At 66.9% G+C, this 20,485-nt stretch carries 17 protein-coding genes and 1 pseudogene; 6 read left to right on the top strand and 12 right to left on the bottom strand.

Annotated elements, in window-relative coordinates:
• Positions 1 to 80: 80 nt before the first annotated feature.
• Both JL100_RS17465 and JL100_RS17460 read left to right on the top strand, forming a co-directional pair.
• The gene (locus tag JL100_RS17465) at positions 81 to 821 is read left to right on the top strand and encodes a TlyA family RNA methyltransferase (protein ID WP_202678713.1); all 741 of its coding nucleotides are present in this window, start codon (positions 81 to 83) and stop codon (positions 819 to 821) included.
• Between the two features lie 112 nt (positions 822 to 933).
• Positions 934 to 2,607 (top strand): hypothetical protein, encoded by a 1,674-nt coding sequence (locus tag JL100_RS17460; RefSeq protein ID WP_202678712.1) that lies wholly within the window; start codon positions 934 to 936, stop codon positions 2,605 to 2,607.
• Here JL100_RS17460 and sppA read toward each other — a convergent pair.
• Complete coding sequence (gene sppA, locus JL100_RS17455; protein ID WP_202678711.1) at positions 2,604 to 4,361, bottom strand: signal peptide peptidase SppA; 1,758 nt, start codon at positions 4,359 to 4,361, stop codon at positions 2,604 to 2,606. The genes JL100_RS17460 and sppA overlap by 4 nt on opposite strands.
• Before the next feature lie 51 nt (positions 4,362 to 4,412).
• Positions 4,413 to 4,985 carry a peroxidase-related enzyme gene (locus JL100_RS17450; RefSeq protein WP_202678710.1) on the bottom strand — a complete coding sequence of 191 codons (573 nt, stop codon included), beginning with the start codon at positions 4,983 to 4,985 and terminating at the stop codon, positions 4,413 to 4,415.
• Positions 4,986 to 5,162: 177 nt separating this feature from the next.
• Here JL100_RS17450 and JL100_RS17445 point away from each other — a divergent pair, with 177 nt between their 5' ends.
• Entirely contained in the window at positions 5,163 to 5,801 is a 639-nt protein-coding gene (locus JL100_RS17445) for an exopolysaccharide biosynthesis protein (RefSeq protein WP_228420766.1), read from the top strand.
• A 99-nt stretch (positions 5,802 to 5,900) separates the two neighbouring features.
• Here the strand turns inward: JL100_RS17445 and JL100_RS17440 are convergent.
• The 3 genes and pseudogenes from JL100_RS17440 to fabI all read right to left on the bottom strand — a co-directional run.
• A pseudogene (locus JL100_RS17440) lies at positions 5,901 to 7,385 on the bottom strand (hybrid sensor histidine kinase/response regulator); the annotation flags it as partial.
• A gap of 123 nt (positions 7,386 to 7,508) precedes the next feature.
• Complete coding sequence (gene aroC / locus JL100_RS17435; RefSeq protein ID WP_202678708.1) at positions 7,509 to 8,585, bottom strand: chorismate synthase; 1,077 nt, start codon at positions 8,583 to 8,585, stop codon at positions 7,509 to 7,511.
• A gap of 4 nt (positions 8,586 to 8,589) precedes the next feature.
• Positions 8,590 to 9,444, bottom strand: a complete 855-nt coding sequence (fabI, locus tag JL100_RS17430) for an enoyl-ACP reductase FabI (protein WP_202678704.1) — start codon at positions 9,442 to 9,444, stop codon at positions 8,590 to 8,592.
• A gap of 167 nt (positions 9,445 to 9,611) precedes the next feature.
• On the opposite strand from fabI, the gene JL100_RS17425 reads away from it, so the two are divergent.
• The 3 genes from JL100_RS17425 (at position 9,612) to JL100_RS17415 (ending at position 13,702) form a co-directional block, all read left to right on the top strand.
• On the top strand, positions 9,612 to 10,937 hold the full coding sequence (locus JL100_RS17425) for a YihY family inner membrane protein (RefSeq protein ID WP_202678702.1): 1,326 nt from the start codon (positions 9,612 to 9,614) through the stop codon (positions 10,935 to 10,937).
• 116 nt (positions 10,938 to 11,053) lie between these two features.
• Positions 11,054 to 11,515 (top strand): (2Fe-2S)-binding protein, encoded by a 462-nt coding sequence (locus JL100_RS17420; RefSeq protein WP_202678701.1) that lies wholly within the window; start codon positions 11,054 to 11,056, stop codon positions 11,513 to 11,515.
• A gap of 3 nt (positions 11,516 to 11,518) precedes the next feature.
• Complete coding sequence (locus JL100_RS17415; RefSeq protein WP_228420765.1) at positions 11,519 to 13,702, top strand: xanthine dehydrogenase family protein molybdopterin-binding subunit; 2,184 nt, start codon at positions 11,519 to 11,521, stop codon at positions 13,700 to 13,702.
• Between the two features lie 33 nt (positions 13,703 to 13,735).
• On the opposite strand, the gene JL100_RS36555 is transcribed toward JL100_RS17415, so the two are convergent.
• From JL100_RS36555 to JL100_RS17385, 7 genes are all read right to left on the bottom strand, one after another.
• Positions 13,736 to 13,867, bottom strand: a complete 132-nt coding sequence (locus JL100_RS36555) for a hypothetical protein (protein WP_267133586.1) — start codon at positions 13,865 to 13,867, stop codon at positions 13,736 to 13,738.
• A 631-nt stretch (positions 13,868 to 14,498) separates the two neighbouring features.
• On the bottom strand, positions 14,499 to 15,737 hold the full coding sequence (locus JL100_RS17410; protein WP_202678700.1) for an ATP-binding protein: 1,239 nt from the start codon (positions 15,735 to 15,737) through the stop codon (positions 14,499 to 14,501).
• A 20-nt stretch (positions 15,738 to 15,757) separates the two neighbouring features.
• The gene (locus tag JL100_RS17405) at positions 15,758 to 16,372 is read right to left on the bottom strand and encodes a chemotaxis protein (protein ID WP_202678699.1); all 615 of its coding nucleotides are present in this window, start codon (positions 16,370 to 16,372) and stop codon (positions 15,758 to 15,760) included.
• An 8-nt stretch (positions 16,373 to 16,380) separates the two neighbouring features.
• Positions 16,381 to 16,737: a response regulator gene (locus tag JL100_RS17400; protein WP_202678698.1), complete on the bottom strand. Its 357-nt coding sequence runs from the start codon at positions 16,735 to 16,737 to the stop codon at positions 16,381 to 16,383.
• A 123-nt stretch (positions 16,738 to 16,860) separates the two neighbouring features.
• Positions 16,861 to 18,024: a bifunctional GNAT family N-acetyltransferase/class I SAM-dependent methyltransferase gene (locus tag JL100_RS17395; RefSeq protein WP_202678697.1), complete on the bottom strand. Its 1,164-nt coding sequence runs from the start codon at positions 18,022 to 18,024 to the stop codon at positions 16,861 to 16,863.
• A complete protein-coding gene (locus JL100_RS17390; RefSeq protein WP_202678696.1) occupies positions 18,021 to 18,860 on the bottom strand; it encodes a branched-chain amino acid aminotransferase in 840 nt (279 codons plus the stop codon). Before JL100_RS17390 ends, JL100_RS17395 begins: the two co-directional genes overlap by 4 nt.
• Before the next feature lie 133 nt (positions 18,861 to 18,993).
• Positions 18,994 to 20,283: an MFS transporter gene (locus JL100_RS17385; protein WP_202679363.1), complete on the bottom strand. Its 1,290-nt coding sequence runs from the start codon at positions 20,281 to 20,283 to the stop codon at positions 18,994 to 18,996.
• Positions 20,284 to 20,485 lie beyond the last annotated feature (202 nt).

Raw genomic sequence — 20,485 nt, 5'->3', positions numbered from 1 at the left:
AAGGCCGCCATGGCGATCCGGTGATTGACCGGTCCCTCGGGACCCCTAAGATGGAACCCCATCAACAAGGGAAGAACCGCATGACGCGCTCGCGCGTGGACAGCCTGCTCGTCGAACGCGGCCTCGTCGAAAGCCGTTCCAAGGCGCAGGCCCTGATCATGGCGGGCCTCGTCTATTCAGATACGCTGCGTATCGACAAAGCCGGCCACATGCTGGCCACCGACGCCCCGATTTCCCTCAAGGGGCAGGACCATCCCTGGGTGTCGCGGGGCGGGCTGAAGCTGGTCGAGGGGCTGGACCATTTCGGCATCGATGCCGAAGGGTTGGTCTGCCTGGATGTCGGCGCCTCGACCGGCGGCTTCACCGACGTCCTGCTCTCCCGCGGAGCTGCCAAGGTCTACGCGGTCGATGTCGGGCATGGGCAGCTTGCCTGGAAGCTGCGGCAGGACCCGCGCGTGGCGGTACTGGAGCGGACCAACGCACGTAACCTCTCTGCAGCGGAAATTCCCGAATCGATCGACCTGGTGGTCTGTGACGCCAGTTTCATCAGCCTGATGACCGTACTGCCTGCGCCATTGAGACTGACGCGGCCCGGTGCCAAGCTGGTGGCGCTGATCAAGCCCCAGTTCGAAGTGGGCAAGGGCCGGGTGGGCAAGGGGGGAGTGGTTCGCGATCCCGAACTCCACCGGGAGGTTTGCGATACCATCTCCGCCTGGCTGTCCGGCCTACCCGGATGGCGCGTCCTGGGCATCGCCGAAAGCCCGATACTGGGACCGGAAGGCAACCGGGAATTCCTCATCGGGGGTGCCCGGGAAGGCTGACGGGTAAGCCCGCTTGAGAGGGGCGCGTCACAAATTGAACACGGCCGGCCGCTGATTCCTTGCCGGTAAATGACGCGCTACCGAACCAAGCGCAAGAAAGCCGGAAACCTCCATGACGGCACAAACGACTACATGCGGAACGAACCGCGGCAAGAGCGATGGCCTGTCACTCCTCCGGTACTTCATCAATGCCGCCATTCCGGTGTTCGTCTGGCTGACGCCCGTGGGCTCCGGGCTCCTGTCCCTGTACATGGGCAAGAGCATGGCCTGGGACCTGCTCCACTACCATTATTACAACGGCTATGCCTTCCTGAACGACCGCCTGGGCTACGATGTCCTGCCCGCGGTCTTCCATACCTTCCTCAACCCCGTCCTGGACATCGCTTTCTATGCCGGCGTGGAAAACCTGCCGGCGCGCGCCGTCGGCTTCATCCTCGGCGCCATCCACGGCGTCAACGTGATCCTGGTGTTCCACTGCGCCCGCCTCGTGCTTGGGGCTCGGGTGAGGGGATTCGTCGGGATGCCCAACCTGCTTCCGGGCTTCCTGGCGGTCGCCGGCTTCGGAACGGCGGCGGCCATGGGCACGCTCGGATCCTGGCACCATGACCTGATCGCCAGCCTGTTTTTCCTGGGGGCGCTCCTGATCCTGCTGGCCAAGCCCGCCGCAGGCGTCCCGCAAATGCCTAAGCTGCTGCGTCCGGCCTGTGCCGGGCTGGTGGTCGGGCTCGGCTTGGGTTTGAAGCTGACTTTGGCGCCCTTCGTGCTTGCGATCGTCGCGGCTCCCCTGGCGACCGCCGGCCGGGTTCGTGACCGGATGACGGCCTGCATCGCGGCCGGGGCCGGGGCGGGCGTTGGCCTGTTGCTGTCGGCCGGCTTCTGGATGGCGCGGATGCAGGCCGAGTTCGGCAATCCCTTCTTCCCGTTCTTCAATCGCCTGTTCGGATCGCCCTTCGCCGACGCGGGGGACGGCCGGGACCTGCGGTATCTCCCGGCGGATGTGCTGGAATATCTTGTCTATCCCGTCATCTTCAGCTTCGACGGCGACAGGATCTCCGAGGCGCCCTGGCGCGACTTCCGGCTGCTGGCCGCCTTCACCGCGGCGATCGCCCTGCTCGTCGCCACCCTGACCACCCGAATGGTCCGCTGGCGGCTGAACGGCGGCATCTTCACCGGCAACAACGTCCGGATGCTGCTGTGGACGGCGCTGGTCGGCTATGCCGGCTGGCTCGTCCTGTTCTCGATCTACCGCTACGCGGTGCCGCTGGAGATGCTGGTGCCCTTGCTGCTTTGCGTGATGCTGGTGGCGCTGTTCGGTGCCCGGGCCGGCACGTATGCCGCCGTGGCATGCAGCCTTGCCCTGGTGCTGACCACCAGCAAGGCGGACTTCGCCCGCAAGGACTGGAACGATGATCCGTTCGTCGGAGCATCCGTTCCCGCGCAGTACCGCGGCCTGCGGGATGCCGTGATCCTGATGGCGGGGCGCAGCGCCGATGCGCATTTCATCCCGGCATTCCATCCGTCCAACCGCTTCATCCGGCTGGACGGCTTCGACTATGTCTACCGGGTGGGGAACCCCTTCACCCGGCAGGCCGCGGCGATCGTCTCTGGGCACGAAGGGGCGGTTTTCGGCATGTTCCGCCGTGACCGGCGCGGGCAGGGAGTGGAGGCGGCGTTCCGGTCCTTCGGCTTCGCCATCCAAGACGACAGCTGCGCCAAGGTGGAGTCGAGCGTCCGCCCACCCGAGCCGACATTCCTGTGCCGGCTCGCGCCCCTGGGGTCGGGTTAGCGGCGCAGGCCGGTCGGCGGCATGGACAGGGTCTCCGCCGCCGGATCGCGGACCAGCGGAGCGAGTTCCTGAAGCAGCGGCTGAAGCCGCGTCAGCACCGCCGACGTCGCGGCCGCCTCCGACCGTCCGGAGACCAGGTCGAGCGCCTGCCGCCAGGGCGATTCCGGCTCGGGGAAAAGCCGCAGCGTCACCTCGGCGTCGCGGGCGAGGCCGACCGCTTCCCGGGCGAATCCCAGCGCCGCGTCCATGTCCCCCAGATCGTCCACCAAGCCCAGCGCCTTGGCCTGGGAGCCCGTCCAGACGCGGCCCTTGGCGATGTCCCGCACGGCAGCGGCCGGTAGCTCGCGCGCCTCGGCGACGTTCCGCACGAAAGCGCCGTAGATGTCGTCCAGGATCGTATCGAGCCGCTGGGACTCGCTTTCGCTGTAGGGTGACAGCGGTGACCACATGGTGGCGTTGCGACCGCGGGTCACTTGCTCCCAGTCGATGCCCAGCCTGTCCCAAAGGCCAGCCGTCACCAGCTTGCCGGCGACGACGCCGATCGACCCGGTCAGCGTGCCGGGCTGGGCGACGATCCTGTCGGCGTTCATCGCGATCCAATAGCCGCCCGACGCGGCGGCTTCGCCCATCGACACGATCACGGGCTTGCCCGCTTCCCGCGCCTTGACCAGCGCCCGGCGGATCGTCTCGGACGCGACGGCGGAACCGCCGCCGCTGTCGATCCGGAACAGGATCGCGCGCACCCTGGGATCATCGGCCGCTTCCTCGAAAGCCCCCGCCACGTCGTCCGATCCCATCGACGCGCCGCCCATCAGCGGATCGACCCCGCTCTCCCCCCGCTGGATGGAACCGGTACCGTAGATCAGCGCGATCGTCGGTCCCGCCTCATGGGGGCGTCCGGCGACGTCCAGATAATCGCCACCCTCGACCAGCTCGGCCCCGGTCCCGGCGCGTTCCAGCGCGGCGTCCCTGACCTGGTCGAAATATCCCAGCTGGTCCACCAACTTCGCTTCCAGGGCTTCCCGGTCCAGGAACGGCCCCCGGTCGATCAGCTGGCGCAGGCTGGCTGGATCCACGCCCCGACCCTTGGCGATGCCGGAGACGAGCTGCTCATGCAGGTCGCCGACCAAGGCCTCCATCATCTCCCGGTGAGGTTCGGTGAAGCCCTGCTCGGTGAAGGTGTTCATGAAGCTCTTGTATTCTTCCCGATGCCGCAACTCGGGCTCGACCCGCAGCTCGTCCAGCGCTTCGCGGGCGAACGGGACCGTGGCGCCGATGCCGGTCAATCCGACCATCCCGACGGGCTGAAGCCAGATCCGGTCGAACGCGCTGGCCAGATAGTACGCACGGTCCCCCGGCCCCAATTCCCCGAACGTTTCGGCGAACGCGAACGCGAAGCGGCCGCTGTCGCGGAACCGCTGGATCGCGGCCCGCAGTTCCTGGACTTTGCCCGTACCGATCCGGTCTCCGCCGAGCCGCGCCACGACTCCCTTTACCCTGGGGTCGCTCCGCGCGCGGTCGAGCACGTCAACCATGTCGCGCAGGCTTTCCGTACGCGCGAACAGCGCACCCGCAAGCGGGTCGTCGGGCACGTACTCCGCCAGCGGCTGGTCCAGGTCAAGGTCGAGTACGATGCTCTCGGGAACGGGATCTTCCCGCTCCAGGGCACGATAGGCGAGATAGCCCCCGCCGACGGCCAGCAGCACGGTGATCAGGCCGATCAGCGCGAAAAGGCCCTTGATGAAGCGGAACATCGTGTCTCCCGAGTTGACCCCATGCCTGCTGCTGCCCGATCGCTGGACGGCTTACCGGTCCATCCCGTGGTACTCGGGGTTGGGCATCATATCAACTGCCGATGCGACCCGGTTGGACATGTTGTAGAAGCCGGCGACGTCGGCGATGTCGAAGATATCGGCCTCGGCGAAGCCGGCGTCGCGCAACGCCTGCCGGTCCTCCTCGCCCATCAGATGGGGCGTCACGGTCAGCTTCCAGGCGAAATCCAGCATGGCGCGGTGGCGCGGCGGCAGCGGCGCCACCCGATAATTCATCACCAGCATCTCACCCAGCTGGGGGTCGCCCGACAGCCTGCGTACCGCCTGCCCGTGGGCGGCCAGGCAATAGTAGCAACGGTTCGCGGAGGACACGACGACCGCGATCATTTCGCGCTCCAGCTTGTCCAGCCCGCTGCCGCCCAGCATCAACTCGTTGTAAAGCTTGATGAATGTACGCAGCTTTTCCGGCCGCGCGCTGTAGGCCCGCAGCACGTTCGGCACCAATCCGAGCTTGTCCTCGCACTTGGCGAAGTACGCCTTCAGATCGTCGTCCAGGGTGTCCGCTTCGGGTACGGGCAAGGCCATCGCGTGATCCGGCTGTGGCATCTCTGTGTTTCCTCCTGGGTAATGGCGGATCTGCTTTGACCCGTCTATTGTGCGGCCCGTACACTGTCCTATGTAGGCGGTACGGATTCAAGTCCGGTACGGCGTCGGGCGGCATCCGAGCCGTACGTCATCCACGCTCCAGCCTGCGAGCTCCCTTTTGTTGATGGTTGCTTTCCCATGACTGCCGTTATCGATGCTGAAACGGCCTGCGACACACGACGCATCACCGATCTCCTGACCGAGTTCCGGGAGAACCTTCCGGTCGACCGCGTCAGCCTCGCCGACCTCGTGGACGCCCTGCGTCACCGCGCGTTCGGTGGATTCATGCTGGCGATGGCCTTGCCGACGCTGCTGCCGCTCCCGATCGGAATGGCGATCGTGTTCGACCTTCCGCTGGTGCTGCTCTCAGTCCAGCTGATGATCGGGCGGCAGTCGGTCTGGCTGCCGCGCGGGCTGCTCAGGGGCAGCATCAAGCGGGATCAGGCGGCGCGCATGCTCGACAAGCTCATCCCGCTGATGCGGCGGCTCGAAGGGGTGCTCAGGCCGCGCATGCCGTGGCTGACCTCGCCTCTCGGCGAACGTCTGATCGGTACGCTGTGCGTGGCCCTGTGCGTCGTCCTGATGACGCCCATTCCGCTGCTGGGCTGGTTCCCGGCGATCGCGCTGTGCGTGATCTCACTGGGGCTTGCCGAGCGCGACGGCGTGATGCTGATGGCCGGGTTCGGCCTGAGCGTCGCGACGGTGTTCGTTTCCGCGGCGATCCTGGCCGGCGTTGTCCAGGCGGGCGAAGCCCTGTTCCCGGCCCTCGGCCTCTAGCGGACTCTCCGAGGCGCCTTGCCGTCCCAGGATCGTCCCGACCGCATGGCGGAGCTGATCGGCCTGGACGGGCTTGTGCAGCAGATGGCTTCCGTTGGCGCGGGCCTCACGCAGCCGCTCCGGCGCGGTGTCGCCCGTCATGATGATGGCCGGCAGGTCCGGCGACACATGGGAGCGCGCCAAAGCCACGGCGTCTGCGCCCGTGCTGCCGCCCGGCAGGCGGTAGTCGGCGATGATCAACGCAGGCGCCGTTTCCAGCCGGCCGAGGCTGTCGGCCAGTTCCTCGATTGTCTGGGCGGTCACGACCGGCAGCCCCCATTCCTCGAGGAGCATTTCCAAGGCACCCATGACGGCGGGATCGTCCTCGATCAGGAGCACGGGACGGCAGGCGATGCTTCCTTCGTCCGCACCATCGCGGGATCGGAGCTCCGGACCCGATAAGGGCACGGGCGCCGCGATGGGGATCGTCACCGAAAAGACCGACCCCTTGCCGACGGCGGAACGCAGGGCCACGGGGTGGCCCAGCATCCTGGCGATCCGACTGACGATCGCGAGGCCGAGCCCGAACCCACGGCTACGGTCCCGCTCCGAGTTGCCGATCTGGTAGAATTCTTCGAAAATCCTGTGACGCTGCCCCTCGGGGATGCCGGCGCCGGTATCCGCGATCTCCACCCGCAGTGCTTCGCCGCTGCGGCGGCAGCCGAGCAAGATGCGGCCCGATGCGGTATGTGCGACGGCGTTGGCCAGCAGGTTGCGAAGGATGCGGATCAGAAGGTCCGGGTCGGTGGAGACGTTGGTGGCGCACCTCACGGTCCGCAGGGTGATGCCCTTCAGATCCGCCTGCGGCGCGAACTCGGCGTGCAGGCGCGACAGGATCTCGCCGATCGGGACGGGCCTGGGCGTCGGTTCGATGAGTTCCGCGTCAAGGCGCGACAGGTCGAGCAGGTCTCCCAGCATGCCGTGGACGGCGTTGATCGAAGACCGCACCCGCTCCAGTACCTCGCGTGCCTTCGGGTCCGTGATCCGGCCGTCCAGCACGCCCAGGAACAGCGACGCCGCCTGGATCGGCTGGCGCATGTCGTGGCTGATCGCGGCCAGGAACTGCGACTTGGCCCGGCTGGCGCGCTCCGCCTCCGCGGTGGCGGCGGCGAGCTTGTTCTCCGAGTTCTTCAGCGACGTGACGTCGGTCGATATTCCGCAGACGTAATGCTTGCCGTTTCGTTCATCGCTCACGCGGAATTTGCGGGCGAGATACGTGTGGACCTCGTCACCGATGACCGCAGTCTCCTCGAAGGTCTGCGGTTCGCCGCTTTCGAGAATGATGCGGTCATTGGCTTTGAACTGCGCGCATATTTCCGGCGGAAAGAACTTATCGTCCGTCTGCCCCCGCGCGTCCGCGTCACTGACGTGGAAGATCTGCTCGCAGTGCGGATTGATCTTCACGTAGCGCCCGGCTTCATCCTTGATATAGAGGATTGCCGGAACCTGGTCGAAAAAGGCCTGAAGGAAATGGTTTAGATTCACATCCTCCAGTTCCTTCGCGCGATCGCCCGTCCCGGTCTCGATTTCCGTCTCGGCAGGCATGTTGCGCATCACCATCCTGAACAGTTCTGTTCACATCAGACTGAAACAAGCGGAGGATCGAATCGGCACAATGCGAACTTGAAAAGAATGCCGTGAACCGGGCACCGTTCCCGGTTCGTCCGTTCACCCCCCGCACTGTGCGCGGTGACGCATCATGTGGTCGGCCAGGACGCAGGCCATCATCGCCTCGCCGACGGGCACAGCCCTTATGCCGACGCAAGGGTCGTGCCGTCCCTTGGTCAGGATCTCGGTCTCATTGCCATCCAGGTCGATCGTCCTCCGGGGCGTCAGGATAGAACTGGTCGGCTTGACGGCGAAACGCACGACGACGTCCTGCCCGGTCGAGATGCCGCCCAGGATGCCGCCCGCATGATTGGACAGGAACTGGACCGAGCCGTCCGGCTTGCGGCGCATCTCGTCGGCATTTGCCTCCCCGGACAGTTCGGCGGCACCGAAACCGTCGCCGATCTCGACCCCCTTGACCGCGTTGATGGTCATCATGGCGCGGGCGAGATCGCTGTCCAGCTTGTCGTACAGCGGGTCGCCCCAGCCGGCCGGCACGCCGGACGCGACGACCTCGATGACCGCTCCGACGCTGGATCCGCTCTTTCGGACCTCGTCCAGGTAAGTCTCCCACCGGGCCGCCGCTTCGGCATCGGGGCAGAAGAACGGGTTGGCGTCCACCTGGCTCCAATCCCAGCGCTCGCGGTCGATCCGGTGCGGGCCGACCTGGACCAGCGCCCCCCGGATCGTGACGCCGTCGCCCAGCGCCTTGCGCGCGATGGCCCCGGCGGCGACGCGGCAGGCCGTCTCCCGCGCCGACGACCGGCCGCCGCCGCGATAGTCGCGGATGCCGTACTTTTCCTGGTACGTGTAGTCGGCATGGCCGGGCCGGAACTTGCGGGCGATGTCGCCGTAGTCCTTGGACCGCTGGTCCTGGTTCTCGATCATCAGCGACACGGGCGTGCCGGTGGTCAATCCCTCGAACACGCCGGACAGGATGCGTACCGTGTCAGGCTCTCGCCGCTGCGTGGTGAACCGGCTTTGTCCCGGCTTGCGCCGGTCCAGGAAATGCTGGATGTCGGCCTCGCCGAGGGGCAGCCTCGGCGGCACCCCGTCCACGACGGCCCCGATGGCGATCCCGTGGCTCTCGCCCCAGGTGGTGAACCGGAAAGCCGTGCCGAAGCTGTTTCCCGCCATCGTCTCAGCCCTTGGCCGTGGCGGAGGTTCCCGTCAGGCCCTGGAGGAGCTGCGCCGTCTCCGCCGCCGAGTCGACGGCGACCATGCCCACCGTATGGTAGCCCGCATCCACGTGATGGACTTCGCCGGTGACGCCGGATCCAAGGTCGCTCAGCAGGTAGAGCGCCGAGCCGCCCACTTCCGAGATGGTGACGTTGCGCTTCAGCGGGGCGTTCAGCTCGTTCCACTTCAGGATATAGCGGAAATCGCCGATGCCGCTGGCCGCCAGGGTCTTGATCGGTCCGGCGGAGATCGCGTTGACACGAATGTTGTGGCCGCCTAGATCGACGGCGAGATACCGTACGCTCGCTTCCAGCGCCGCCTTGGCCACGCCCATGACATTGTAGTGCGGCATGACCCGTTCGGCCCCGTAGTAGGACAGGGTCAGCAGGCTGCCGCCGTCGGTCATCAGGGGAACGGCGCGCTGGCAGCACGCGGTGAACGAATAACAGGAAATATCCATCGTACGCGCGAAGTTGGAGCGCGAGGTGTTGAGATACTTGCCGTCCAGTTCGTTCTTATCCGAGAAGGCGATCGCATGAACCAGAAAGTCGAGCTTGCCCCACTGGTCCTGAATGGCCTTGAAGGTGGCGTCGAGGCTCGCTTCGTCGGTCACGTCGCACGGCACCACGATCGGGGACTTTACCGATTCGGCCAGAGGCTTGACGCGCTTGCCCAGGGCGTCACCCTGATAGGTGAACGCGAGTTCGGCGCCGTGCGCGGCGAGCGCGCTGGCGATACCCCAGGCGATCGACCGTTCGTTGGCCACGCCCATGACCAGGCCACGCTTGCCGGCCATGAGTTGGGAGGAAGTAGACATCGAGGCCTCGTGTTTTTGCTGTCGGCGCTTGAGAGCGGGCGGCATCGTACACCAAAGAAAATGCCGGTCAAAGGTGGGATGGGCCCGGGCGGACCGGACGGAAAATGCGCTCCGCACATGACGGCAGCCGTCCCGCCCCCGTTCCGCCGGCTGCGGGAGCGTCGGTGATGCAGTTCCAACTCGGCCGGACCTCGGAAAAGGTCAAGGCGTTGCCGGTAAGGCTGCGCGACTTCGCCAGCTTCATGCAGTATCTGTTCAAGCGCTATTTCGAGGACGACTGCCTGACCACCTCGGCGGCGCTGACCTATACGTCGCTGCTGGCCGTCGTGCCGCTGATGACCATCGGCTTCGCGATCTTCCGGGCCTTTCCGGCTTACGAGATGCTTCAGCAGCAGGCGCAGAGCCTGATCCTGCGCAACCTGGTGCCGGAAGTCGGCGACGCCATCCAGGATACGATCATCCAGTTCGCGGGCAATGCCGGACAACTCACCGCCTTCGGCATCGTCGGCCTGGCGATCACGTCCGTGATGCTGTTCTGGACGATCGAGGGCTCCTTCAGCGCGATCTGGCGGGTTTCGGAGCCGCGCTCGCTGATCACCCGCCTGCTGGCCTTCTGGGCGATCCTGACGCTGACCCCGCTGCTGTTCGGCGCCAGCCTGTCTTTCTCCAGCTACCTGCTGGCGACCTTCCGGTTCAACACCGAGGCGGAGATCATCCGGACCTGGCGGCTGATGCTGCCGGGACTGTTCGAATGGATCGGGTTCACGCTGATCTACCTGCTGATCCCCAACCGCGCGGTGCGCTGGCAGGACGCCGTCCTGGGCGCCTTCATCGCGGCGGTCCTGCTGGAAGTCTCCAAGGGCCTGTTCGGCTGGTACATCACCCAGTTCCCGGCCTACCGCACCATCTACGGCGCCCTGTCGAGCATTCCGATCTTCCTGCTCTGGCTCTACATCGCCTGGTCCACCGTTCTGATCGGCGCGGAGGTCGCGGCGGCGCTGCCGGAATGGCGGGCCGGGAAGATCACCAAGATCGGTCCCGAGGGGCTGCTGCCGGCGCAGCGGGTCGCGGTCGCTCTGGCCGTGCTGGCCGAACTGCTGCGCGCCAGCCATCTGGGGGTCGGCATGCGTCGCCGCACCCTGATCGGCCGGGTGCCGGTCGGCGGCGCCGTGATCGACGGCATGCTCGAGCAGCTCAGGCAGAGCCACTGGGTAGCCCGGACCAGCCAGGGCGCCTGGGTGACCACCCGCGACCTCAGCTCATCGACCCTGCACGACCTGCTGAAGGGGTTGGGCATCGGTCTGCGAGGAACGGTCCGCGGCGTCGGTGCCCTGGACGCGCCCTGGCAGGAGCGGTGCGCCAAGCTGCTGGAGGCGGCGGACGAGGCGGAGAAGGACCTGCTGAACATTCCGATCAAGGACCTGCTGTGCCCGCCCCACGAAAGCGCGGATTTCCTCAGCTTCAGCCACAGCCGCCGCCGCGCCGGGGAGTGAGGCGGAACCGTCACCCAAACGTCATGACAATCCCTTAGTCTTGTGACGGTGCGCACTGCCGGGCACGCATCGATTCGTGAAGTGTGTCGCACGAAACGCGGTTCAGGGAGAGAGTGATGGCGGTTTCGTTTACTTTGAATGGCAAGCCGGTCACCTTGGACGTCGATCCGGAGATGCCGCTGCTGTGGGCGATCCGGGAATTCGCCGGACTTACGGGAACCAAGTTCGGCTGCGGCATGGCCCAGTGCGGCGCCTGCACGGTGCATGTTGAAGGCCAGCCGACCCGGTCATGCTCCATGGCGGTCGGCGATGTCGGCGGCCAGTCGGTCACCACCATCGAAGGCATTTCGGGCAAGGCGGCGACGGCCGTCCAGGCCGCCTGGGAACGGGTCGAGGTGCCGCAATGCGGCTATTGCCAGTCCGGCCAGATCATGTCGGCGGTGGCCCTGCTGGAGCAGACGCCCAAGCCGAGCGACGACGACATCAACGCGGCGATGAGCGGCAATGTCTGTCGCTGCGCGACCTATGTGCGCATCCGCGCCGCGATCCATGACGCTTCCGGCATGATGGAGGGCTGATCCATGCTCAAGAATTTCGCGATGGACCCGAAGCCGAGCCGGCGCCGATTTCTCCAGGGCAGCGCCGCCGCGGCGGCCGGCCTGACCATCGGCTTCCATTGGAGTGCCGGACCGAAGGTGGCTTCCGCGGCCGCAGCCGGCGGAGGCTTCGTTCCCAACGCTTTCGTGCGCATCGGCACCGACAACACCGTCACCGTGCTATCCAAGCATCTGGAGATGGGGCAGGGCGTCTATACCGGTCTCGCCACCCTCGTCGCCGAGGAACTCGATGCCGACTGGTCGCAGGTCCGTGTCGAAGGGGCGCCGGCCGATGCCTCGCTCTACAACAACCTGGCGTTCGGCCCGGTCCAGGGCACCGGCGGCAGTTCGTCCATCGCCAACTCCTACGAACAGCTTCGCAAGGCCGGCGCCACCGCCCGGGCCCTGCTGGTCGAGGCGGCCGCGCGGGAGTGGAAGGTGAACCGCGCGGGGATCACGGTGGAGAAGGGCGTCGTCTCCCACGCGTCTTCCGGCAGGTCGGCGACCTTCGGCGAACTGGCGGCCAAGGCGACGGGCTTGCCGGTACCGGCCGATATGCCGCTGAAGGACCCGTCCAGTTTCACCCTGATCGGCACCTCGGTACCCCGCGTCGATACCCGGTCGAAGTCGAACGGGACGGCGCAATTCGCGCTGGACGTGGTTCTGCCCGGCATGGTGACCGCCGTGATCGCCCGCCCGCCGGTGTTCGGCGCCACCGTCAAGTCCGTGGACGACGCGAAGGCGCTGGCGATTCCCGGCGTGGTGAAGGTCGTGCGGGTCCCTTCAGGCGTGGCAGTGGTCGCCACCAACTTCTGGGCCGCTGGCAAGGGCCGCGAGGCCCTGGCGATCGAGTGGGACGAGTCCGGGGCCGAGATCCGCGGCACGGCCGAACTGATGGCGGAGTACAAGGCGCTGGCAGGGAAGCCGGGCGCTCCGGCCCGGGTCGAAGGCGATGCCGCCAAGGCGCTCGCGGGCGCCGCGAAGACGGTGACGGCCTCCTTCGAGTTCCCCTACCTGGCCCATGCCCCGATGGAGCCGCTTGACTGCGTCGTCCGGCTGGATGCGTCGGGCTGCGAGATCTGGGCGGGCGATCAGTTCCAGACCATCGACCAGGGCAACGCCGCGGCGGCGGCCGGGCTCAAGCCCGAGCAGGTCAGGATCAACACGCTGGTGGCCGGCGGCAGCTTCGGGCGCCGGGCCAACGCCGCCTCGGACTACATCGTCGAGGCGGTCCATGTCGCCAAGGCGCTGGACCGGGGAACGCCGGTCAAGCTGGTCTGGACGCGGGAGGACGATATCCGCGGCGGCCGGTACCGGCCCATGTACTACCACACCCTGACCGCCGGCCTGGACGCGAGCGGAAAACCCGTCGCCTGGCAGCACCGGATCGTCGGCCAGTCCATCATCGGCGGCACGCCCTTCGCCCCGGTGCTGATCAAGGACGGCGTGGACGGGACTTCGGTCGAGGGCGCCTCGAACCTGCCCTACGACATCCCCAACATGCTGGTGGACCTGCACACGACGGAGGTCGGCGTGCCGGTTCTGTGGTGGCGGGCCGTCGGCAGCACCCACACGGCCTATTCCACCGAGGTCTTCATCGACGAGCTGGCGAGCGCCGCCGGCAAAGACCCCGTCGAGTTCCGCCGCGCGCTGCTGGCCAGGCATCCCCGTCATCTGGGCGTGCTGAACTTGGCGGCGGAGAAGGCCGGATGGGGCACGCCGCTGCCGCAGGGCAAGGCGCGCGGCGTCGCGGTCCATGAATCCTTCTCGACCTATGTCGCCCAGGTGGCCGAAGTCACCCTGCAGCCGGACGGTTCGGTCAAGGTGGACCGGGTGGTCTGCGCGGTGGATTGCGGCCTCGCCATCAATCCCGACGTGATCCGGGCTCAGATGGAAGGGGGCATCGGCTTCGGTCTGGGCGGCGTGATGTATGGGGAGGTGACGCTGGCCAAGGGCAGGGTGGAGCAGTCCAACTTCCACGACTACCGGGTGCTCCGCATCGAGGAGATGCCGGCCGTGGAGGTCCACATCGTGCCATCGGCCGCGGCACCTACCGGTGTCGGCGAGCCGGGTGTGCCGCCGATCGGCCCTGCGGTTGCCAACGCCGTGTTCGCCGCCACGGGACGGCGCATCCGGAACCTGCCGTTCACCCGCGACATGAACGTGTAAGGGTGGGCCTGCGACCCACCCCTATGGTTCTCTTCAGATGACGACGAAGTAGGCGATCACCAGCGCGATCGCCGCGAGCGCGAAGGAGATGGTGAGGACATAGCGTCCAACCCCCTCCTTCGTCGCTTGCTTGGCCTCGACCGAATTCACTTTCTTTTCTGCCATGGTGGTTCAACCCATCGAAGGAGGGACTTGGCTCGGCGGCAAATCCGGCTGCGGAGCCGGCGGCACTTCGGCGGGACCCGGATTGGGCAGATCCTCGTTGGGAAGCGGCGAGCCACCTGGCGGGAGCGGCTGCGGCGGGAGTGGCTGCGGGGGGAGCAAACTGACCTCCACTTGGTTGCGGTTACCACCCTTAACAGGGGAAACCGCGTTTCCGTTCAGGGGGGAGGCGAAGTTGATCGGCGCCGACGTCCGCTTCCGGCCGGAGCCGTGCATAGACCTTTTAACGACGGGCTATGATGAAGTGTCATAGCACCATCGGCGAAGGGTGGCTGAGCCATGGGCCGGATCATTACAAGCAGGGAGTTCAATCAGCACCCCAGCAAGGCCAAGGCCGGAACGAATGAATCCCTCACTTCATGTTTCGCGATGCGTTGGGCCGCGGCCCAACGCTTTGAACCAAATGTCTCGGTCGGAATAATAGTGGCGCGGCACAAGGTTTTGATGAGTCCAAGCGGCTTGGGCGAGGGATTTGTCCGGGTTTGGATATGCACGACCCATTTTCTCGCGCGTCCGCTCCGTGGTGAACATCCAGTAGACGCGGGCGCCTTCGGCATTGCGCCGCCACAGGCATTCACTCCCCCGCGTCGCTCAGCACCCTGAACTTCGGCAGCAGCACGGTCACCACCGTGCCGACGCCGACCTCGCTGGCGATCGTCAGCCGGCCGCTGTGAAGCTCGATGAAGTTCTTGCTGATGGTCAGTCCCAGCCCCGTCCCTTCATATTCCCGGCTGAAGCTGCCGTTGGCCTGCTGGAACGGCTCCATCACCAGGTCCAGGGCATCCGGCGGGATGCCGATGCCCGTGTCGCCGACATGCACCTCGATGTCGCCCTCGGCGTTCATTCCGCCCCGCAGCGTGATCCGGCCGCCGGGATGGGTGAACTTCACGGCGTTCGACAGCAGGTTCAGCAGTACCTGCCGCAGGGTACGCTCGTCGGCCATCACCATAGGCAGATCGGCGGCCACGTCCATCTCCAGCGACAGGCCGCGGTCGCGGGCCTGCCCGCCGACGATCGACAGCGCGGTGCGGGCGACCTCGCGGATGTCCACCGCGGTTTCGAAAAGCTGGTACTGGCCGGCCTCGACCTTCGACATGTCGAGCACGTTGTTGATGATCTGCAGCAGGTGCTGTCCGCTCTCGTGGATGTCCCGCGTGTAGCTGGCCTGCCGCTCGCTGAGCGAGCCGCCATAGCCGGACTCCAGCATTTCCGAGAAGCCGATGATGGCGTTCAGCGGCGTGCGCAGTTCATGGCTCATGTTGGCCAGGAACTCCGATTTGGCGCGGTTGGCGCGTTCCGCATCGTCGCGCGCCGTGCGCAGCCGCCGGGCCATCTCCTCCAGGTCGCGGCCCTGCTGCTCCAGACGGGACTTGGTCTCCTGAAGCTCGCGGATCTGGCCGCGCAGGTGTTTCTCGCGGCGGACCGCGCTGGAGATGTTCTCTATCTGGATCAGGCAGCGCCGCTCGCCGTCGTCGGAATCCAGCGCCCGCACCAGGACCAGCTGGTCGATCGGGTCGCCGAAGCGGTCGCCGGCCAGCCCATGGAGCGGGAAGGGCATGGGGTTGAAGGCGTGGGAAATGAAGCCGGCCCGGCCATGTTCGAGCGCCTCCCGGATCGCTTGGTGCGCACGGGACTCCACGATCGTCGGCCACAGTCCGGTCAGCGGCGCGCCGAGCGCCGTCGCTTCGGGAATTCCGGAATGGACGGCCAGCCACCGGTTCCAGACCACCACGCGCTCGTCCCGGTCGATGACGAGGAGGCCGATATCGCTGTTGTGGACGATCAGGTCGGACAAGCCCGGGGGGATCGACATGGCGCCTTCGATTCCGACCCTCAGGCGTCCATGCTGGCCACGAAGGCGCGGATGGCGGCCTGGAATGCCTGGATCGAAGCGATGTCCTGCAGGAACAGGACGTGTCCCTCGATCCGCTTCGCGAACAGGCCGAAATCCACGCGGATGATCAGGACATAGGAGCTGACAGTCGTGCCGGCCGCCGTCCCGATGATCTCTTCTGGCCGGCCGATCTGATAGACCGGGATCTCGGTCCTTATTTCCGAGTGCAGCAGGTTGGCGAAGCTGGCGAGGCAGTGATTGAGGATGACGTTGCCGACCTCGGTCAGCGCTTCCTCCTCCAGGTCGGTCATGTCGCCCAGCGGCGGGCTGTCGGGCAGCAGGCGGCGGACCAGTTCCAGGCTGCTGCCTTCCGGGAAGATCAGCATGGCCTGGCCGTCGAACGGCCCGGCGAACGTCTGCCGGACCGCGCAGATCCGTTGCCCGGCGGGGCAGCCGAGCTGGTCGGGGGCATCGGTGCGGCGGACGATGTCCAGGCTTGGAACGGAGAGAGCCACCTCGGCATCGACCATCTGGCCGAGCGCGCCGGCGGCCCTGCCCATGCCGAGATTGAACAATTCGATGATCGCGTCGCTTTCCGCTTCCGTCAGCTGCATGACGGTGCTCACGGGATCGAGGCCAGGAGGTCGCGCATCTTGTCCGGCGTGATCGGCTTCTCGACGAAGCGGAACCCCTTGTCGGTCACCTTGCGGCGGATGCTGTCCTGGACGTTCGCGGTCAGGATGCTGATGTCCAGATCTGGAAACCGGCTATGCAGCTCGCAGGACAGGTTCAACCCGTCCATGCCGGGCATGTTGAAGTCCACGATCGCGACGTCGGGCTTGACCTCGGCGACCTTCTCCAGGGCGTCGTCCGCATTCTTGGCCGTGACGATCTGCCATTCCGGCCGTGCGCCGCGTACCATGCCCGATACCATGTTGCGGGCAAGTTGGCTGTCGTCGATGATCAGGATCGTGGTCATGAAGTGACTTTCAGAAAACTCAGAAACGCTGCTGTCCGAACCGTGTCGAACGCGCCGTCGGAGCGTCCTGGGTCGTGCCTACAGGTATGGCCGACGAGTCATTTACAGATGCTTAAATGAAAATTACCGGGATAAACTCACAAACACTCCGTCCATGGAGATCATTCGTGCCGTGCGCCGGTTGAAATAGCCGGGAATGAAGAGCGCCGGCTGGAATCCAAGCCGGGCCAGCCTGTCGATCATGTCGAGAAAACCCGGTTCCCCCTGGTAGACCGGAACGATCGACAGCTCCAGCTGGATGCAGGATATCCGGTCCAGCCGGTCGGCCGCACCCTCCAGGACGGCCGATTCGCTGCCCTGGGTATCGATCTTCAGGAAGCAGCGGTCGCCGGGCGCCACATACGTGTCGAAAACTTCGTCGAGCCGCGTGATCGGCACCGTGACCGACCCGGTATAGGCGGCACTGTCGAGCAGTTCGCCCATCTCCGGTCGGAACGGCAGGGTCGAGCTCATGTCCGACTCTGCCGAGACATTGAGCGTGACCGCTCCCTCCATGGCGCCGAGTGCCGCCTGCGGCGCGACCTGCCACGAGGGGTCTCCGGCGGCGGCCCGGGCGAGGGCGGTCCTCGCCTCCGGCAGCGGCTCGAACGAGACGATCCTGCCGTCATAGCCGCCGTGCCGAAGCCGCGTCGCGTACTGGCCCACATTGGCGCCGACGTCCAGCACCACGGTGATCCCGTGGTGCTCCAGGATGCGGACCAGCGACCGGGTTTCCTTGCTCACGGCGACCGGCTTGGAAAAATGATACTCGACGCTGTCGCTGAGGTCGTGCAGCTCGCGCAGCTCCGTCCCGCGCCGGTATCCCAGGCGCTCGTAGAGGCGATGGGCGTCATGGAAGCGGGTGTCGCTCCACAGTTCCAGCACGGGCGCGCCGCGGCGCGCGGCCTCCGCTTCCACCAGCCGAACCAGGCGGGTGCCCAGGCCGGTACCCCGGGCACTCCGATCGACATAGAGCTTCTTCAGTTCCCAATGTCCGCCGGCCAAGCCCAGCGGACGGCCGCCGACCATGCCGACGATGCGGCCGTCCGAAGGGGCCTCGGCGACCCAGAACCGACCGCCGTACCCGGCATAGGCCGTCGCGATGGCGCGCAGGTCGGGCTCTTCCCCGTCGACGTCGAGAACGCAGCCGGGATACTCGGCGAACACGTCGCCCATCAGCCGGATCAGCTGTTCCGCGTCGCCGTCCCGGCCGTCGCGCACCAAGGGGATCGTGTCGATGCCGATCACCGGTGCGCGAAGTCCCAGTAGAGGCCGCGGGCGCGCTTGAACACCGGCCCGGGTTCGAAGTGCCTGTCCTCGACCCGGGTGACCGGGACGACCTTCGAATAGTTGCCGGTGGAGAACACCTCGTCCGCGTCCATCAGCTCGGCCCAGGTGATCGTGCGCTCGTACACCGGGACGCCGGCCTCGCGCAGCAACTGCGCCACCCGCTGGCGCGTGATGCCGTTCAGGAAGGTGCCGTTGCACACCGGCGTGTGGGCGGCCCCGTCCTTGGCGATGAACAGGTTGGCGGTCGCGAACTCCGCCACGTTGCCCAGCGGGTCCAGCAGGATCGCGTTGTCGAAGCCGCGGCCCTGCGCCTCGCGAAGCGCCAGGCCGGCGTTGGGGTAGAGGGCGGAGGCCTTGGCGTCGGTCGGGGCGGTGCCGGGCAGGGGGCGCCGCTTGGTCGACAGGCAGGCGGTGAACCCGGCCACCGGGGGCATCGGCGACTCATGGATGGTCAGCGCGAAGGCCGTGCTCGCCGGGTCGGGCATCACCCACCCTTCCTCGGCGAAGAACATCGGGCGGATATAGAGCGCGGTGCCGGGCTGGAAGCGGCCGATGCCGTCGATCGCCAGTTCCTGGATCTCGCCGGCCGTCAGCATGGGCGCCAGTCCCAGGGCGTGGCCTGAGGCGATCAGCCGCTCGCAGTGGCGGTCCAGGTCGGGCGCCACGCCCTCGAACGCGCGGGCGCCGTCGAACACCACCGAAGACAGCCACATGCAGTGGCTCATCGGACCGATGATCCCCGGATTGCCTTCGAGCCACTGTCCCTTGAAGAAGGTGAGCGCGCTGCCCGCCATGAATCATACTCCAATCATTGCTCTGCGCCGGGGCCGGATTGCCCCGACTGGATGGTCAACCGATTTGCCTACACCATATCTCCAGTCGGCCGCGGAACCAATGGCAAGCGTGCCTGCGGAGGCCGGGACTGCCTCATTCCGCGGCATGCCGCCCGCCCGGCGGGCTCTCCGGCAGGTCCAGGGAGAACTGCGGTTCGTCCTCGCCGCGCGGGTCCAGGGGTGCCGCCACCGGCGTGGTCCGCGGCAGGCTGCGGAACGGCCCCTGCGCCTCCGACGGCGGAGCGGCGCGCTTGACGGTCCGGTAGAGGCCGAACACCACGGCCGCCGCGGCGCCGGCACCCGTGAAGGCGAACAGGCCCGGCCCGCCCAGCACCGACATGACCGCGGAGCCGGCCAGCGGCCCCAGCGTGGCCCCGACCGAATAGGACAGGATCAGGCCGCCGCTGGCCTGCACGAGCTCCGCCTTGTCGATATGGTCGTTGGTATGGGCGACGCAGACGGGATACAGCGTGAAGGACAGCCCGCCGAACAGGGCCGCAACCAGCATCAGCATCAGGTCGCCGCCCATTTCCGACGCCGTGATCATGCCCACGCTGGCCGCCGCCGTGGCCGCCGACAGGGCGATGATCACGGAGCGGCGGTCGAACACGTCGGACAGCTTGCCCAGCGGCCATTGCAGCGCCACGCCGCCCAGGATGATCACGGTCATGAACAGCGCGGTGCCGGCGGTCCCGAAGCCTTGCTGGGTGCCGTAGACCGGGGCCAAGCCGTAGATGGCGCCGGTCACGATCCCGCTGACGAAGGTCCCGAAGATCCCCAGCGGCGACGCCTCGTACAGCCGCCGAATGCCGAACGAGGCGATGTCGGGCAGCAGGGGAGGCGCCTTGCGGGTCAGCGCCACCGGCACCAGCGCCAGCGAGGTCAGCATCGAGATCGCGATGAACCGCAGCATGCCCGTCGGGTCGTCCAGGTTGAGCAGCTGCTGCCCGACCGCCATGGCGCCGTACAGCGTGATCATGTAGAGCGACAGCATCTGCCCGCGCGTCCGGCTGGTCGCCCGGTCGTTCAGCCAGCTCTCGATGCACATGAACAGGCCGGCCATGCAGAAGCCCTCGGCCAGCCTCAGCACCGCCCACAGCGGCAGGCTGAGATAGAGCGCATGCCCGAGGGTCGCGGCGGAGAACACCGACGCGAACGCCGCGAAGGCCCGGATATGCCCGACCTTGGCGATGACCCGGTAGCCGAACAGCGACCCCGCCGTCAGCCCGGCGTAATAGGCCGCCATCACGAACCCGATCGCGACCGGCCCGACCCCGGTCGCCGTCAGCCGGACGCCGACCAGCGTGCTGAGCATCCCGCTGCCCAGCATCAGCAGGGCCACGGCGGTCAGCAGGGAGGAGATGGAACGGACGATCGGCAGCATGATGGATGGGGTGCTTTCCAGGAGGGGCAAGGCGGGCGCATCCTGCCCCGTGGACGCGGCCGGCGCGACCCCCAAAAGCCGGAGGTCAGCAATTCCTACGCGCCGCTTCTCCGGGCGCGTCGCTTGACAGGACCTGACCGGACGGTCAATCCTTCGCAGATGCATCGCTGCCTTCCGCCGGGAGCGGACAGGGCAAATGAAT

The organism is Skermanella mucosa (assembly GCF_016765655.2).
GTDB lineage: Bacteria > Pseudomonadota > Alphaproteobacteria > Azospirillales > Azospirillaceae > Skermanella > Skermanella mucosa.
This window is presented reverse-complemented; position numbering and strand designations above follow the sequence as displayed.

Coding starts and splice junctions, on each gene's coding strand:
- JL100_RS17465 (WP_202678713.1), top strand. CDS start 81: ATGACGCGCTCGCGCGTGGACAGCCTGCTCGTCGAACGCGGCCTCGTC.
- JL100_RS17460 (WP_202678712.1), top strand. CDS start 934: ATGACGGCACAAACGACTACATGCGGAACGAACCGCGGCAAGAGCGAT.
- sppA (WP_202678711.1), bottom strand. CDS start 4,361: ATGTTCCGCTTCATCAAGGGCCTTTTCGCGCTGATCGGCCTGATCACC.
- JL100_RS17450 (WP_202678710.1), bottom strand. CDS start 4,985: ATGCCACAGCCGGATCACGCGATGGCCTTGCCCGTACCCGAAGCGGAC.
- JL100_RS17445 (WP_228420766.1), top strand. CDS start 5,163: ATGACTGCCGTTATCGATGCTGAAACGGCCTGCGACACACGACGCATC.
- aroC (WP_202678708.1), bottom strand. CDS start 8,585: ATGGCGGGAAACAGCTTCGGCACGGCTTTCCGGTTCACCACCTGGGGC.
- fabI (WP_202678704.1), bottom strand. CDS start 9,444: ATGTCTACTTCCTCCCAACTCATGGCCGGCAAGCGTGGCCTGGTCATG.
- JL100_RS17425 (WP_202678702.1), top strand. CDS start 9,612: ATGCAGTTCCAACTCGGCCGGACCTCGGAAAAGGTCAAGGCGTTGCCG.
- JL100_RS17420 (WP_202678701.1), top strand. CDS start 11,054: ATGGCGGTTTCGTTTACTTTGAATGGCAAGCCGGTCACCTTGGACGTC.
- JL100_RS17415 (WP_228420765.1), top strand. CDS start 11,519: ATGCTCAAGAATTTCGCGATGGACCCGAAGCCGAGCCGGCGCCGATTT.
- JL100_RS36555 (WP_267133586.1), bottom strand. CDS start 13,867: ATGGCAGAAAAGAAAGTGAATTCGGTCGAGGCCAAGCAAGCGACGAAG.
- JL100_RS17410 (WP_202678700.1), bottom strand. CDS start 15,737: ATGTCGATCCCCCCGGGCTTGTCCGACCTGATCGTCCACAACAGCGAT.
- JL100_RS17405 (WP_202678699.1), bottom strand. CDS start 16,372: ATGCAGCTGACGGAAGCGGAAAGCGACGCGATCATCGAATTGTTCAAT.
- JL100_RS17400 (WP_202678698.1), bottom strand. CDS start 16,737: ATGACCACGATCCTGATCATCGACGACAGCCAACTTGCCCGCAACATG.
- JL100_RS17390 (WP_202678696.1), bottom strand. CDS start 18,860: ATGGCGGGCAGCGCGCTCACCTTCTTCAAGGGACAGTGGCTCGAAGGC.
- JL100_RS17385 (WP_202679363.1), bottom strand. CDS start 20,283: ATGCTGCCGATCGTCCGTTCCATCTCCTCCCTGCTGACCGCCGTGGCC.